The 13,137-nt window shown below is 63.4% G+C and carries 13 protein-coding genes; 2 read left to right on the top strand and 11 right to left on the bottom strand.

The genetic code is table 11. The features are described from left to right. Positions 1–157: 157 nt before the first annotated feature. From IVB40_RS04345 to tolQ, 6 genes are all read right to left on the bottom strand, one after another. The gene (locus IVB40_RS04345; protein WP_247401037.1) at positions 158–922 is read right to left on the bottom strand and encodes a hypothetical protein; all 765 of its coding nucleotides are present in this window, start codon (positions 920–922) and stop codon (positions 158–160) included. A 161-nt stretch (positions 923–1,083) separates the two neighbouring features. After that, positions 1,084–3,414 carry an EAL domain-containing protein gene (locus IVB40_RS04340; RefSeq protein WP_247358260.1) on the bottom strand — a complete coding sequence of 777 codons (2,331 nt, stop codon included), beginning with the start codon at positions 3,412–3,414 and terminating at the stop codon, positions 1,084–1,086. Between the two features lie 242 nt (positions 3,415–3,656). Further along, positions 3,657–5,018, bottom strand: a complete 1,362-nt coding sequence (tolB, locus tag IVB40_RS04335; RefSeq protein WP_247401033.1) for a Tol-Pal system beta propeller repeat protein TolB — start codon at positions 5,016–5,018, stop codon at positions 3,657–3,659. A gap of 23 nt (positions 5,019–5,041) precedes the next feature. Next, positions 5,042–6,001, bottom strand: a complete 960-nt coding sequence (locus IVB40_RS04330; protein ID WP_247358258.1) for a protein TolA — start codon at positions 5,999–6,001, stop codon at positions 5,042–5,044. Between the two features lie 3 nt (positions 6,002–6,004). Next, complete coding sequence (tolR, locus tag IVB40_RS04325; protein WP_018453789.1) at positions 6,005–6,454, bottom strand: protein TolR; 450 nt, start codon at positions 6,452–6,454, stop codon at positions 6,005–6,007. A 43-nt stretch (positions 6,455–6,497) separates the two neighbouring features. Further along, positions 6,498–7,214 (bottom strand): protein TolQ, encoded by a 717-nt coding sequence (gene tolQ / locus IVB40_RS04320; RefSeq protein ID WP_007596319.1) that lies wholly within the window; start codon positions 7,212–7,214, stop codon positions 6,498–6,500. Between the two features lie 544 nt (positions 7,215–7,758). Between tolQ and IVB40_RS04315 the strand changes: the two genes are divergently transcribed. Continuing rightward, on the top strand, positions 7,759–8,277 hold the full coding sequence (locus IVB40_RS04315) for a DUF2231 domain-containing protein (RefSeq protein ID WP_247818185.1): 519 nt from the start codon (positions 7,759–7,761) through the stop codon (positions 8,275–8,277). Positions 8,278–8,312: 35 nt separating this feature from the next. On the opposite strand, the gene IVB40_RS04310 is transcribed toward IVB40_RS04315, so the two are convergent. Further along, positions 8,313–9,080 (bottom strand): serine acetyltransferase, encoded by a 768-nt coding sequence (locus IVB40_RS04310; protein WP_247818184.1) that lies wholly within the window; start codon positions 9,078–9,080, stop codon positions 8,313–8,315. A 314-nt stretch (positions 9,081–9,394) separates the two neighbouring features. Here IVB40_RS04310 and IVB40_RS04305 point away from each other — a divergent pair, with 314 nt between their 5' ends. Next, entirely contained in the window at positions 9,395–10,558 is a 1,164-nt protein-coding gene (locus tag IVB40_RS04305; RefSeq protein WP_247818183.1) for an acyl-CoA desaturase, read from the top strand. Between the two features lie 204 nt (positions 10,559–10,762). Here the strand turns inward: IVB40_RS04305 and IVB40_RS04300 are convergent, their stop codons facing one another. The 4 genes from IVB40_RS04300 to IVB40_RS04285 form a co-directional block, all read right to left on the bottom strand. Then, positions 10,763–11,248 (bottom strand): DUF2852 domain-containing protein, encoded by a 486-nt coding sequence (locus IVB40_RS04300; protein ID WP_027570335.1) that lies wholly within the window; start codon positions 11,246–11,248, stop codon positions 10,763–10,765. Positions 11,249–11,368: 120 nt separating this feature from the next. Beyond that, a complete protein-coding gene (locus IVB40_RS04295; RefSeq protein WP_247818182.1) occupies positions 11,369–12,109 on the bottom strand; it encodes a TetR/AcrR family transcriptional regulator in 741 nt (246 codons plus the stop codon). Between the two features lie 96 nt (positions 12,110–12,205). After that, positions 12,206–12,568 carry a YciI family protein gene (locus IVB40_RS04290; RefSeq protein WP_027570333.1) on the bottom strand — a complete coding sequence of 121 codons (363 nt, stop codon included), beginning with the start codon at positions 12,566–12,568 and terminating at the stop codon, positions 12,206–12,208. A 38-nt stretch (positions 12,569–12,606) separates the two neighbouring features. Beyond that, positions 12,607–13,005, bottom strand: a complete 399-nt coding sequence (locus tag IVB40_RS04285; protein WP_247819492.1) for a YciI family protein — start codon at positions 13,003–13,005, stop codon at positions 12,607–12,609. Positions 13,006–13,137 lie beyond the last annotated feature (132 nt).

Below are 13,137 nucleotides of genomic sequence, written 5' to 3'. Positions count from 1 at the left end.
CAACCAGCGAAAAGCAACCGTCATGGTTAATGGGTTGTAAATGTGGCGCGATGGTGAAGGCAAGCCGCGCCGACCGGCAAAAACCGCGGCCCTTGCTGGAATTTTAGGCTCTCGCGTGGAGACGCCGGGGCCAGATCCTTGGGTCAGATCCTGGGACCTAGCGGGCAGAACCCGTTGCCGAGGCGGCTACGTCCGGGGTCCGCTGCGTGGCCAGCGACACCGGCCGCGGGGCCGCCTGGCGCGGGCTGCTGCGTTGAAACAACATGCGCCGCTCAAAAGCGCTGGAGCGCATGATCGGAAAGCGCGTCAGAACCTTTTCCCGCAGGTTCCGGAAATCGGACGCCATCAGCACGGCCTTCTTGGTGGGCCAGCCCGGAAACCCGCGGGGCTCCGGTGAAATAGTCTCGTGCAGGAAGATGCGACGATAAAACGCCTGATGATCGGTCCGGATCATGGCCAGCCCGGTGTCGGCGTTGAAATGATCGCAAGCCACAAAAGCCAGCCGCACCGTCAGATAGGGCAGCTCCGGAAAACGCTGGTGCTTTTCGGGATCAGCAACAAACCGGCATGGATCGATGAGAACTTCGCCGCGGTCGAGGCGGGGATGCAAGACGTCGCCAAACACTTCGGTCGTGTAGGACATTCGCCAGTCAGACGTCAGGACGTGAATGCGAACGGAGCTGCAGAGCTCTCCATCGACATAGACCCCGAAATTCCAGGTGTTGGGCGCATCGTCGAAGCGATCAGTCACGCGCCGCGACTCCGACGGCTCGATCAGTCCGGCATGCAGATAGGCCCGGTACCGCATCAGATAGAGGTTGTCTCGGTCCTCAGGAGTTTCGATCAGGCGGTAATCGATGCGGTCAAACAGAGCGGCTCCCCGCGGAAGGAGCACCGTTTGCGGTTCAGCTCCAGACGTCATCCAGTACCCCTACACTCCAAAGCAACTTCTGCGAGTGCGGGGAGATTAATGGTTCATTAACGGAATTGCAAAGGCTTAGAAACGTTAGGGTTAACCTTTGCAGCCCGCAAAAACACGGACGAACGAGAGCTAAATACGTTGAGGAGTGAGGCAGAGAAAGATCAGGCGATCGATCGCGAGGACACCATGACGATCTGGTCCTCAGCCCCGCGACGGCCATGCGAGGCATTGAGCAATTGGCGAATCCGGACTGCCGGCACCGGCCGGCTGAACAGATAGCCCTGCCCTTCGGTCACGGTGCCGTCGGCGCTGATCAGCTCGAGCTGATCATTGGTCTCGATGCCCTCGACCACGACCGCCATGCCGAGATCGGCCGATAGCCGCGCCACGCCGCGCAGCAGCGTCAGCGGCCGGTCGGCGTCGATGCCTTCGAGGAAGGAGCGGTCGATCTTCACCTTCTGCATCGGGAAATTGTGCAGGTAGCTGAGGCTCGAATAGCCGGTGCCGAAATCATCCAGCGAAATGCGCACGCCGATCGCATGCAATTGCGACAGGATGTCGTGCGTGAGCTGGGTGTTGCGCAACAGCGAGGATTCGGTGATCTCGATCTCCAGCCGATGCGCCGGGAGCCCCGAAACCTCGAGTGCGTAGCGGATTTCGCTCAAGACGTCGCGCTGGTGGAATTGCTGCGGCGAGAAGTTGACGGCGACGTTGACGCCCTCCGGCCATTTCATGCATTCCATGCAGGCGCGGCGCAGGATCCAGCGGCCGAGATCGACGATCAGCCCCATGTCCTCGGCGACCGGGATGATGTCCACCGGCGAGACCGTGCCGCGCACCGGATGATTCCAGCGCAGCAGCGCCTCGCACGTCGTGATCTTGCCGGACTTCAAATTCACCAGCGGCTGGTAGAACAGCTCGAATTCCTCGTTGGCGAGCGCCTTGCGCAGGTCGAGCTCGAGGATGCGGCGCGCCTCCACGGTCGCCGCCATCTCGTCGCGGAAGAAGCAGAAGGTGCCGCGGCCGTCGGCCTTGGCCCGGTACAGCGCCATGTCGGCGTTCTTGAGCAGCGTGTCCGCGCTGACGCCCTCCGGAGAGGTCAACGCGATGCCGACGCTGGCCCCGATCTCGACCAGATGATTGTCGATGCGGTAGCGCTCGCTCAGCCGTTCGACGATCCGGCGCGCCAGCGCGGCGGCGTCCTCGGGCGAGGAGATGTTCTCCTGGAATACGACGAATTCGTCACCGCCGAAGCGGGCGACGAAATCCTCGGGGCGCAACATCTCGCGCAGACGGTTGGCGACCGCGCACAGCAGCTGGTCGCCGCAGGGATGGCCGAGCGTGTCGTTGACCTGCTTGAACTGGTCGAGATCGACGAACAGCAGCGCGGACAGGCGCTCGGCGTCGTGCGAGATCGCCAGCAGCCTTTCGATCTCATCGCGGAAATGAACGCGGTTGGGGAGCGCGGTGAGGTCGTCGTAGCGCGCCAGATGCGTAATCTTGGCCTCGGCGCTGCGACGGTCGGTAATGTCCTCGAGTAGCACCACCGCGCCGCCGTCAGCCATCGGCTGGACAGTCCAGGACAACGACCGGTTTCGCTGCGTGTCGGGATCGGCGGTGATGATCTCCTTGGCTTGCGAACTCTCGATGTCCGCGACGATCCGCTCGCCGCTCCCAGCCGAGATGGATCCGGCGCTGACGCACGCCGCGACGATGTCACGCGCGTTGATGCCGCGCTGCGCGAGACCTTCCGGCAGGTTCATCATTGCGCCGAAGCGGTGATTCATGACCGCCAGCTGTCCGTCGACGCGGAACATGCAGAGGCCGTGCGGCATGTTGTTCAGCGCCGTATCGAACTGGCCGGCGAGCGCGGCTTCACGTTCCCGTGCCACGACCGCTCCCATGAAGATTCGGTGCAGATTCACCGAAAGCTGCATGATCGCCATCAGGAACGCGCCGCTGACCAGCGCCATCGCGATGTAGTAGGGCGTTCCACGCAGCGCCAGGGCAAGCACGGCCGGGCCGAAAATCAGCACGGCCTGGAGGTGGAAGATCGCAGGCCGGCCATATGCCCTGCCCGCGCCGCCCGCCGCGATTCCGGTGGTGACCGACAAGGCTATCATGTGAGCCACGGCGTCGTCCGTGGCCAACAGGGCGGTGGCGCACCAGATGCCGATCGCAGCCGCCTGGATCTTTGCCCCGATCTGATAGCGCTTCTGCCAGCGTGCGGCCGCCTCGACGGTCATGACCGCCTGACGTGCCTGATAGAGCCGCAGGTCGATCGCCCGCGCGGACCCGGCCAGGATCAGAAGTGCGACGCAAGCCCAGATCAGCGGCTCGCCCGTCCTCAGCGCGGTCAGGGCCGCACCAATCGACACGAAAATGAGTCCGGCCAGCAACGGGCCAGGCGCTTCGAACAGCGAATCGATTTGCGCCGCCGAAGTTTTCGGCGGCCGCTGTTCCGGCTCTCCGCTCTGACTTGCAAACTGCATCTGGTGTTTACGCGCGTCCTGTCTGGAGCGCAGTTTTACCGATCCGGTATGAAGTCTTTCTGAGGGAACATCGTTAAAGTCGAGTTGTTTTGAGTGACCAATAGTCGAAATACATCAATAGAAACAAACCGATGGGAAAAGTTTGCCGAGTGCAACCTTAAAGAACAATTATCGCGGGGAAACATCTGGCAAAGTTTTCGGAAAAGGCGCGCGGTCAAATCATCGCGCACCGCGAGCGGCGGCTAGCCCGACGTCGAGGACAATAGCGGCGACCATGCCGGGTCGGAAGCGAAGCCCGGCGTCGGCACCTTCAGCTCGTTGCGTCCCGAGATGTCGACGGAGAACAGCGACGGCCCGCCGCTGCCGCCGGGATCGCGGAAGAACATCAGCACGCGGCCGTTCGGCGAGAAGGTTGGACCTTCGTTGTGGTAGCCGGAGGTGAGAAGCCGTTCGCCGGAGCCGTCCGGCTTCATCACGCCGATCGAGAACTGCCCGCCGCCTTGCCTGGTGAAGGCGATGTAATCGCCCCGCGGCGACCACACCGGCGTCGAATAGGTGGCGTTGTTGTCGTCCTTGGAGAAGGAGATGCGCTGCGCCGCTCCGCCGCCCGCGGCCATGACATAGATCTGCGATCTGCCGCCGCGATCGGACTCGAAGCAGATGCGGGTGCCGTCCGGAGAGTAGGAAGGTGAGGTGTCGATCGCGGGCGTGTCGGTGAGGCGCGTGGTCGAGCGCGAGCGCAGATCCATCACGAACAGGTTGGAATTGCCGCCCTGCTGCAGGCTCATAATGACGCGCTGGCCGTCCGGCGAGAACCTCGGCGCAAAGGTCATGCCCGGGAAGTTGCCGACGATCTCGCGCTGGCCGGTCTCGATGTTGAACAGGTAGACCTTCGGATCGCCTTGGCCAAACTCCATGTAGGTGATCTCTTGCGAGTTCGGCGAGAAGCGCGGGGTCAGCACGAGGTCGGAGCCGCGGGTCAGATAGCGCACATTGGCGCCGTCCTGGTCCATCATCGCGAGGCGCTTGACGCGGCGCTCCTTCGGCCCGGTCTCGTCGACGAACACCACGCGGCTGTCGAAATAGCCCTTCTCGCCGGTCAGCTTCTCATAGATCTGGTCGGAGATGATGTGGGCGATGCGGCGCCAATATTCCGGCGAGGTGAAATATTGCTGGCCGGCGAGCTGCTGGCCGGTGACCACGTCCCACAAGCGGAATTCGGCCTTGAGGCGTCCGTCCGGCTGCCGCGTCATGCGGCCGGTGACGAGGGCCTGCGCGTTTAGGGTTTTCCAGTTCTCGAATTGCGGCGCGACGTCGATGTTGCTGATGCGCTCGATGAAGGCGGCCTGGTCGACCGGCGCGAACAGGCCCGAGCGCTTCAGATTGTTGGTGATGACCTGGGTGACGCCGTTGCCGACGTCGCCGTCGGCGGGCGAGCCCGGCACGAAATTGGTGATCGCAATCGGGATCGGCCGAAATTCCGTGGGATTGATTTCAAGCCGCTTTTGGGCCTGTGCCAGGGCATGTCCGCCCCCAAGCATCGCCAGCGCCGATCCACTGACGGTCATAAAGCGGCGGCGGGTGATCGATCGAGCGTCATTCATCGCAAAATTCTTTTGTTCGGATGTCACAACATATCTTTCAGGCCGAAGCGCATCGGAATGGTTTTCCAAGTGTCATACTGCTGCTTTGGCAGGAACGAATAGACCTGACATTGTACGATGGCTCGCTTGCCACTCTCCGCCACTGCCTGAGCGATCGACCGGGACGGTCCTCTCGCCGCAACGACGACCGGCTCGGATGCCAGCGATCCATCGATCTTCATGAAAATATCAATGTCGGCTTCGTATTGATCGGCGTCCTGCCCGTTATAGGTGGGCGTGAAGCAGCGCTTGACCGCTGCCATGAACGCGCCTTGCCAGGTCGCAACGTTGTTAGCGGCCGTCCCGGTCGTCGATCCCAGCGCGGCGGACGCATTCAGAGTCGATCCCGTGAGCTCGTGCCGGGTCGCGGCGCGCTTGTCGAGATCTCGGGCAATCTGCGCGGGATCGAAGCTGCGCTCCTTGGGCTTCGGCTGCTGCGGCGGCTGCACCGCCGCGACCTTTTGCTCGGGCGGCTTGGGTGGCGGCTTCTTGGTGTCCAGCTTTTTCTGCAGTTCGGCGATCGGATCTTCCTTGGCCGGATCAGGCTTCTTTTCCTGTGGCTTCGGCTCTTCCTTCGGCTTCGCCTCGGCGACGGGCTTGGGCGGCTCGGGCTTTTTCTCGACCGGCTTTTCGACGGGTTTTGGCGGCGGTTCGGGCGTCGAGTTGGTCTTGATCAGCTCTTTCTTCTCGGTGACCTTGCCGACGGCGTCTTCCTCGGGCTTGGCTTCCGCAATCTTCTCGACCTTCGGCTTCGGCTCTTTCTTGTCGCCGGTCTTCTGCCCCGACATCATCTGCGCGAGCTGGTCGGTGGAGATGATGTCGATCGGCAGCGACTCTTCCGCCGGCACGAAAGCCCTGCTGCTAAAGGTGACGAGCCCCCATCCCAGCACGAGGACGTGGAGGGCAATCGACGCAACGAGTGTCTTGTCGACCTTCACCTTCACGGTCTACCCCTGATCCGCTTCCGTGACGAGCGCCAGCTTCTTGAAGCCTGCGCCGGACAACTGGCCCATGACCTTGGCCACCGTCCCGTAATCCGCCTTCTTGTCGGCACGCAGATAGATCCGTTCCTCGAGCCCGCCGCGCGCGTCCGTGATCGCCTTCAGCTTCGGGATCAGTTCGTTGATCGCGATCTCGGCGTCGTTGATGAACACCTTGCCCTTGATGTCGACCGACATCTGGATCGGCTTCTGGTCGTTGTTCTCGAGGCTCTTGGCCTGGGTCTGCGGCAGGTCGAGCGGCACGCCAACCGTCAGCATCGGCGCCGAAACCATGAAGATGATGAGCAGCACCAGCATCACGTCCACCATCGGCGTGACATTGATTTCGGCCACGACCGGCTTGCGCCGGCCACGGCGTCCACCGCCTCCGGACGAACTCGCAACGTTCATGCCCATGGTCTGGTGCCCAAATTGCCCTTCACACTATACATGCCGTCCGTCAGCCCCGCTCGTCGATCTGGCGCGACAGGATGGCTGAAAATTCATCGGCAAAGCCTTCGAGCCGCTGGGCCTGCCGGTTCACCTCGGAGGTGAACTTATTGTAGAAAATAGTGGCAGGAATGGCGGCGATAAGGCCGACGGCGGTCGCAAACAGCGCCTCGGCGATGCCGGGGGCCACCACCGCCAGAGAGGTATTTTTAGACGCCGCGATCGACTGGAAGCTCGACATGATGCCCCAGACCGTGCCGAACAGGCCGACGAACGGGCCTGCGGAGCCGACGGTGGCGAGCACCAGCAGCCGGCGTTCCAGCCGCTCGACCTCGCGGGCGATCGACACATTCATGACCTTGTCGATGCGCATCTGAAGGCCTGCGACCGAGCGGGCCTGGCTCTCGAACGAACGCTTCCACTCGCGCATCGCCGCGACGAAGCAGGCCGCCATGGAATGCGTCGGCTTGGCCGAGAGCGTGCGATAGAGGTCTTCGATCGACTCGCCGGACCAGAAAGCTTGCTCGAAACGATCCATCGAGCGGCGGGTGCGGGCAAACAGGAAGATCTTGTCGATGGCGATCGCCCAGACCCAGACCGAGCAGGCGAGAAGCCCCAGCATCACGGCTTTCACGATCCAGTGAGCCTGCCAGAACAGCGCGATCAGCGACACGTCCGCGGAAGCGGCAACCGGAAGGGCTGACTGAGCCACGTCGGCCGGATTCATAAGCAGTATCCTCTCAAGGCGATCGTTACCTGATGTCCCGACCTAATGTCCCGGCCAGCAAATGGCCGCCGGTTCCCCAATAGCCGCGCTAGAACCGGCGCGGCCGGCAAGCCCGCTCAAAGCCTTGTCTGTCTGGGGTGCAGGGCTCGTCCAAAGCCAGCCGCCTGCATTCCCTGCCAAGATGTCAAAACTATGGGCTCGACCCCAAGGCTCAGACTTCGGGCTCTGGGCGCGATTGTCCGCAATTACCAGAGCCCGGCGATGGTTAATGCTGAGTTACCGCAGGCGAATTTGGCTGCGGGAAAGCGAGGTCCCGCAGGGGGATGGGAGACGCGGCGGGCGGGTCCGCGTTCCCCCCACGCGCCGCAACGCCTGCGCAGAGCCTCGGCTCTGCGTCACGTCCTCGACGGGACGTTGCGCTGGCGCCCGGAACACCAGCGTTCCGCTTCCCTGTGCGCATCAGGAGCGGAGCCCAATATCCGGCGGAGGAACCAGCCCTCACCCGAAAAATTGTCCAGAAAATCACTACTCGCGAGGTTTTGCCATGAGCATCAACCCCAACTCGACCGCCGCCATCGGCGATCATCCGCTCCACCCCATGATCATCCCGTTCCCCGTCGCCTTCCTGGTCGGCGCGCCCATCGCCGATCTCGCCTTCATCGGAACCGGCGACGGCTTCTGGGCCAGAGCCGCCATATGGCTGATCGGCGCCGGCATCGTCATGGCGCTCGTTGCCGCCGTGGCCGGCTTCACCGACTTCTTCAGCGACGCCCGTATCCGCAGCCTCAACGATGCCTGGTATCACATGGTCGGCAATCTGGCGGCGGTCGTGCTTGCCCTGATCAATTTCTACCTCCGCTACGCGCAAGGCGCGGAGGCTGCGGTCAAGCCGTGGGGCGTGGCGCTCTCGCTGATCGTGGTGGGCATCCTCCTGTTCACGGGATGGAAGGGCTGGGAAATGGTCTACCGGCATCATGTCGCGGTGCTGGACGCACCGGGCCAGACCAGTTCGGAGCCGGTCACGCCGCATCATGGCGGCGAGCGCCACCGCCGCGCCGCCTGAACGAGGAGCACGTCGGCTGATGACTTGAGGGCGAGTCAGGCCGCCGAGGCCGGTTCGGGGCAATTCGTCAGCCGCGCCGGATTGCCGACTGCGGTGCAACCCCGGGGCACGTCGCTCGTCACGACGGTGTCGGCGCCGATCTTTGCAAAATCGCCGATGCTGACGTTGCCGAGAATCGTCGCGCCGGAGCCGATGAACACGCCGCGACCAATGCGAGGCGAGCGCGCCGGCAGTTCCGTGCCGCGACCGATGCTGACGTTCTGAAGGATGGTGGCCTCGTCGCCGATCGCCACATCGGCACCGATCACGATGCCGGTGGCGTGGTCGAGATACACCGACGATCCCAAGCTCGCCGCCGGATGAATGCTGACCTGCAGGACGTTCGACGCCTCGTTCTGAAACAGCAGCGCCGCGTCGCGCTGGTCGTGATGCCAGAGCCAGTTCGAGACGCGCCAGGCCTGCAAGGCGACATAGCCCTTGAAATGCAGCAGCGGCGCCAACAGTCCGGTGATGGCGGGATCGCGGAGCACGATGGCCTGCAAGTCGCGGCCGGCCGCCTCGATCAGATTCGGCTGGCCATTGAAGGCGTCGCGGGAAAATGTCGTGGAGCGCGCGCGTTCGGCCGCGCTGTCGCCAAGCCGCCGTCCGATCAGGTCGGACAATGCGCCGGTAAAATCGTCATGGGCGAAGATGAGGCCGCCGAGAGCCCGGCCGAATATGGGGTCGGCTGCCGCTGCGCGCTGCGCCTCGTCGCGGATCTTCTGCCAGAGGGTCTCGCTCGGCATGATCGCAGCTTCCGTCATCGTTGCCGCCTGCGATGTTTTGACGCTTCCTTTTCACCGTCAGATATAGAGCGTCGGCAGCGCGCGCGCCACGCTCCCCGTGAGGCTACGAGCTTGCATGCCAGGCGGCCGGGATCATATATATGGAGGAAGTCGAGTTCCCGGCCGAAGCTATGGTCTCAGGATCGTACTGCCGCGCTGGCCCGGGTTGTTCAGGCAAAGTATCTCGTTCGAAGCCCCGCAGCGGTCCGCCACCCCCGGGTTTGTCGTACACAGCGGCCCTCAGTGCTGCCGAAGCGACTCCGGATCTCCATCATCCAAGGTCACGCCAATCCATGTCGCCCAATGCCTCCGCCGACGACCAACACGACGACATCATGTATCCCTCCGCACTGCCGTTCCTGCTGGTCCATCTCGGCTGCGTTGCAGCCATCTGGACCGGCGTGACCTGGCAGGCCATCGCGATCTGCGCCTCGCTGTATGTCGTCCGCATGTTTGCAATCGGAGCGGGCTACCACCGCTATTTCTCCCATCGGGCTTTTGCGACCGGCCGGGTATTTCAGTTCATCCTGGCCTGGCTTGCGCAGAGCACCGCGCAGAAAAGCGTTTTGTGGTGGGCGGCCAAGCATCGACATCATCATCTGCATTCCGACACCGAAGACGACGTGCATTCACCGCGTCATCGAGGCTTCCTCTATAGCCATCTCGGCTGGATTTTTTACCGGGAGCACGATGGCACCGATCTGGTGAAGGTTGGCGATTTCGCGGCCTATCCGGAGTTGATGTGGCTGCATCGCCTGGAACTGCTGCCGGCCGTTACGCTGGCTGCGCTCTGCTTCCTGGTTGGCGGGTGGTCCGGTCTCGTCGTCGGCTTCCTGTGGAGCACCGTGCTGGTTTATCACGCGACCTTCTGCATCAACTCCCTCGCCCATGTGCATGGACGCAAGCGGTACGTGACCGGCGATGATTCTCGCAACAATTGGCTGCTGGCCTTGTTCACCCTCGGTGAGGGCTGGCACAATAATCACCACGCCTACCAGAGCAGCGTGCGGCAAGGTTTTCGCTGGTGGGAAATCGACGTCACCTTTTACATTCTGAAGGTGCTGTCCTGGTTCGGCATCGTCTGGAACATGAAGTCGCCGCCCGAGCAGGTGCTGCGCAACGAGCAGCCGCTTGGCGCACGCGTCATCAACCGGGCGGCCCGTGAGCTTGCCGGACGGTTCGATGCGCAGACACTGGCGCATGCGATCTCGTCGGCGCTCCGCCGAGCCGATCTGGCCCAGCTGCAACTGCCGACGCTGCAGGACATCCTCAGTCGCGCGCACGAAGGCGTCGATGCACTGACGCATCTGCATTTGCCGAAGATTCCGACCCGCGAGGAGTTTCTCGCCGAGGCCAAGGCGATGTTCGCGCGAACGCGATCACTCAACGAGATCGTGGACTACGCCTACGAACACTTCCTGGAGTCGGTTCGCGCGCAGCTCGCCACGGCGCGCTGACCAAGCTCTCTCTGGACCAGACTTCCAGACCCAAGGCTTTTCCAGACCAAGGCAATCCGGACGGTCGCGGCAGCCTGACGCGCATTGCCAAAATCAAACCGCCCGCCTGCGGGTTGCGCAGGCGGGCGGCTCGGGGCCATCAGGACTTTGGGGGCATGCGCCTGACGGCTTTGAGAGGCGTCAGTCCCGAGATCAACCTTGAGATCAACCTTGCTGCTGGTCGGTCGGCGGCGGGGTCGGGCGTGTCTTGTGTTGCGCCATGAACTGGTCGAACTCTTCCTTGTCCTTGGCGTGACGCAGACGGTCGAGGAAGTTCTTGAACTCGACCTGCTCCTCCTCGAGCCGCTGCAGTGTCTCGGTGCGGTACTCGTCAAAGGCGCGGTTGCCGCTCGAGGGCGGGCCGAAGCCAAAGCCGAAACCGTGGCGCTCCATGCGGCCGCGCATACGGTCCATCTTGTACTGCATCCGCTCCATCTTGTTCTGCCAGCGATCCTGGTTGCTCCAGCACGACATTCTTCTGCTCCCGAGTGTGAAAAAGAGAAGGGCAAGTCCGATCGGCCACCACATGATGAAACCGAGGATGGTCACGGCGATCCAGCCGGGATGCCAGGGCGTGTTGAGCATGTGGGGGCGCTCGTAGTGTTGGTCCGAAGGGCCGCGCCATCGATTGACATCAGCGGTGTAGGCCATTTCCCTCTCCATGACGGCATCAGCGCCGTTGTGAATGTAAATAACATTTACATAGGTAGATCATCCCGCGATTTTGTCAAGCCGACCGCCTGACAGGGCGGGGGAATTATTTGGGTAACTTTATTTCGGCTTGCCCCAGGGACCACCGGGCGGCACGCCCGAACCGGAGGATGCCTCCGGTGGTACCGGCGGCGGCTCGGCGCTTTTCGCCGGGGGACGGCGATCGGTCGGGAAGCCGAGACCGCGCAGATAGATCAGCACCTCGGCTTCGAGCAGCTCGTCCGGGGACATGGGCAGCTTTCGACGCGCAGCATCGCCGCGGGAGAACAGCGAGGCCACGCCATGCGCCATCGACCAGATGTGCAGCGCCATCATCATCGCCGGCGGCCGCGGGGTGCCCGGCGGTGCCAGCGCGGCAAGCCGCTCCGCCGCGGCACGAATGATGCTGAAAGCACGCTCGCTGGCCGCCTGGAGCGCTGGATTGGAATCCACCGGCACGCCCGATTCGAACATCGCATTGTAGAACGCGGGCTCCTCGCGGGCGAAGGCGAGATAGGCCCTGCCGACTCGCTCGAACGCCGTGACGGTGTCGGGCCGTCCGTCGTCCCAAGCTGCGGTCAGGCGCGCTTCGAACTGCTCGAAGCCGCGCTGCGCGATCGAGGACAGCAGTTCTTCACGGTCGCGAAAATGCCGGTACGGTGCCGCGGCACTGACGCCAGCCATGCGCGCGGCATCGGCAAAGGTGAAGCCGGCCGCGCCCTTCTCGGCGATCAGCCCGAGGGCGGCCTGCAACAGGGCTTCCTTCAGATTGCCGTGGTGATAGCCGCGCTCGGCGCGGCGCGTCTCCTTGCGCCAGCTCATGTGAACGACCTTTACATGAGCTGGGCAGGAAGGTCACTAGCGGCGACGGGGTTGATCGACCGTATTCTTCCCGGTCCGGCGCCGCGGGCCGAAGCCCTAGCCGCCGGGGATCGGCAGCACCGGCATGATCTCGACGCGTTCGCCGGGGAAGATCGTGAAGTGCGGGTGGTTCTCGAACATCTTCGCCGCGGCTTCATGGGACGCCGCGCGCACGACGGTGAAGGCGCCCATCTCGTTGGCGATGTCGGCGAGGCCCTTGCCGTCGACCTTCTTGGTCTTGCCGAGCGGGCCGCCCATGGCCTCGATCGCGCCCTGGTGCTTTTCGACCCACCCCTTCCAGGCCGCCATGCCCTCCTGCTCCTTCGCCTTGCGCTCGGCCTCGGGCATCGCATCCCATGCGGCCCATTTGGAGCTGGTCTTGCTGCCGAGGAAAACGGCGAGATAGGTGTCGGTGCTCATTGGTTCTCTCCCTTGGTGATGGATAGCCGAAGCTGCGGCTATTTCTTGAGGTCGCCGAAACCGGCGGCGGCCTCCTGCACGTCAGGCGGAAAGTCGCTCATCTCCTGCACCTGACGGATCTCGATGATTTCGTTCGGTGCGGCCGGACACCGCTTGGCCCAGGCGATCGCCTCGGCACGCGAGGCAACCTCGATCATCCAGTAGCCGCCCAGGACCTCCTTGGCCTCGGCGAACGGACCATCGGTCACGATGGGCTTGCCGGCCGCAAACGAGACGCGCGCGCCCATCGAGGGCGGGTGCAGGCCGTCGAGCGTGATAGCACACCGGCGTCCTTCAGCGCCTCGTTGTAGCGCATCATCGCAGTGACCCGCTCGGGATCGAGTTGAACGTCGGGCGCCGCGGTCTCGTAGCCGAGCGGGATCATCAGCATCATGAATCGCATGAGCATTCCTTGCGTGCTTTTGTCGTTCGGGTTGCGCGGCGGCGCCACTCCGGACGGGAGCGACAGCCCGGGCCGCCCGCCCTCACCTCCAAGACGAAGGAACCTTGACGAAACCGACAGGTGACGA

Source organism: Bradyrhizobium sp. 40 (assembly GCF_023100925.1).
In the GTDB taxonomy this organism is placed as follows: domain Bacteria; phylum Pseudomonadota; class Alphaproteobacteria; order Rhizobiales; family Xanthobacteraceae; genus Bradyrhizobium.
This window is presented reverse-complemented; position numbering and strand designations above follow the sequence as displayed.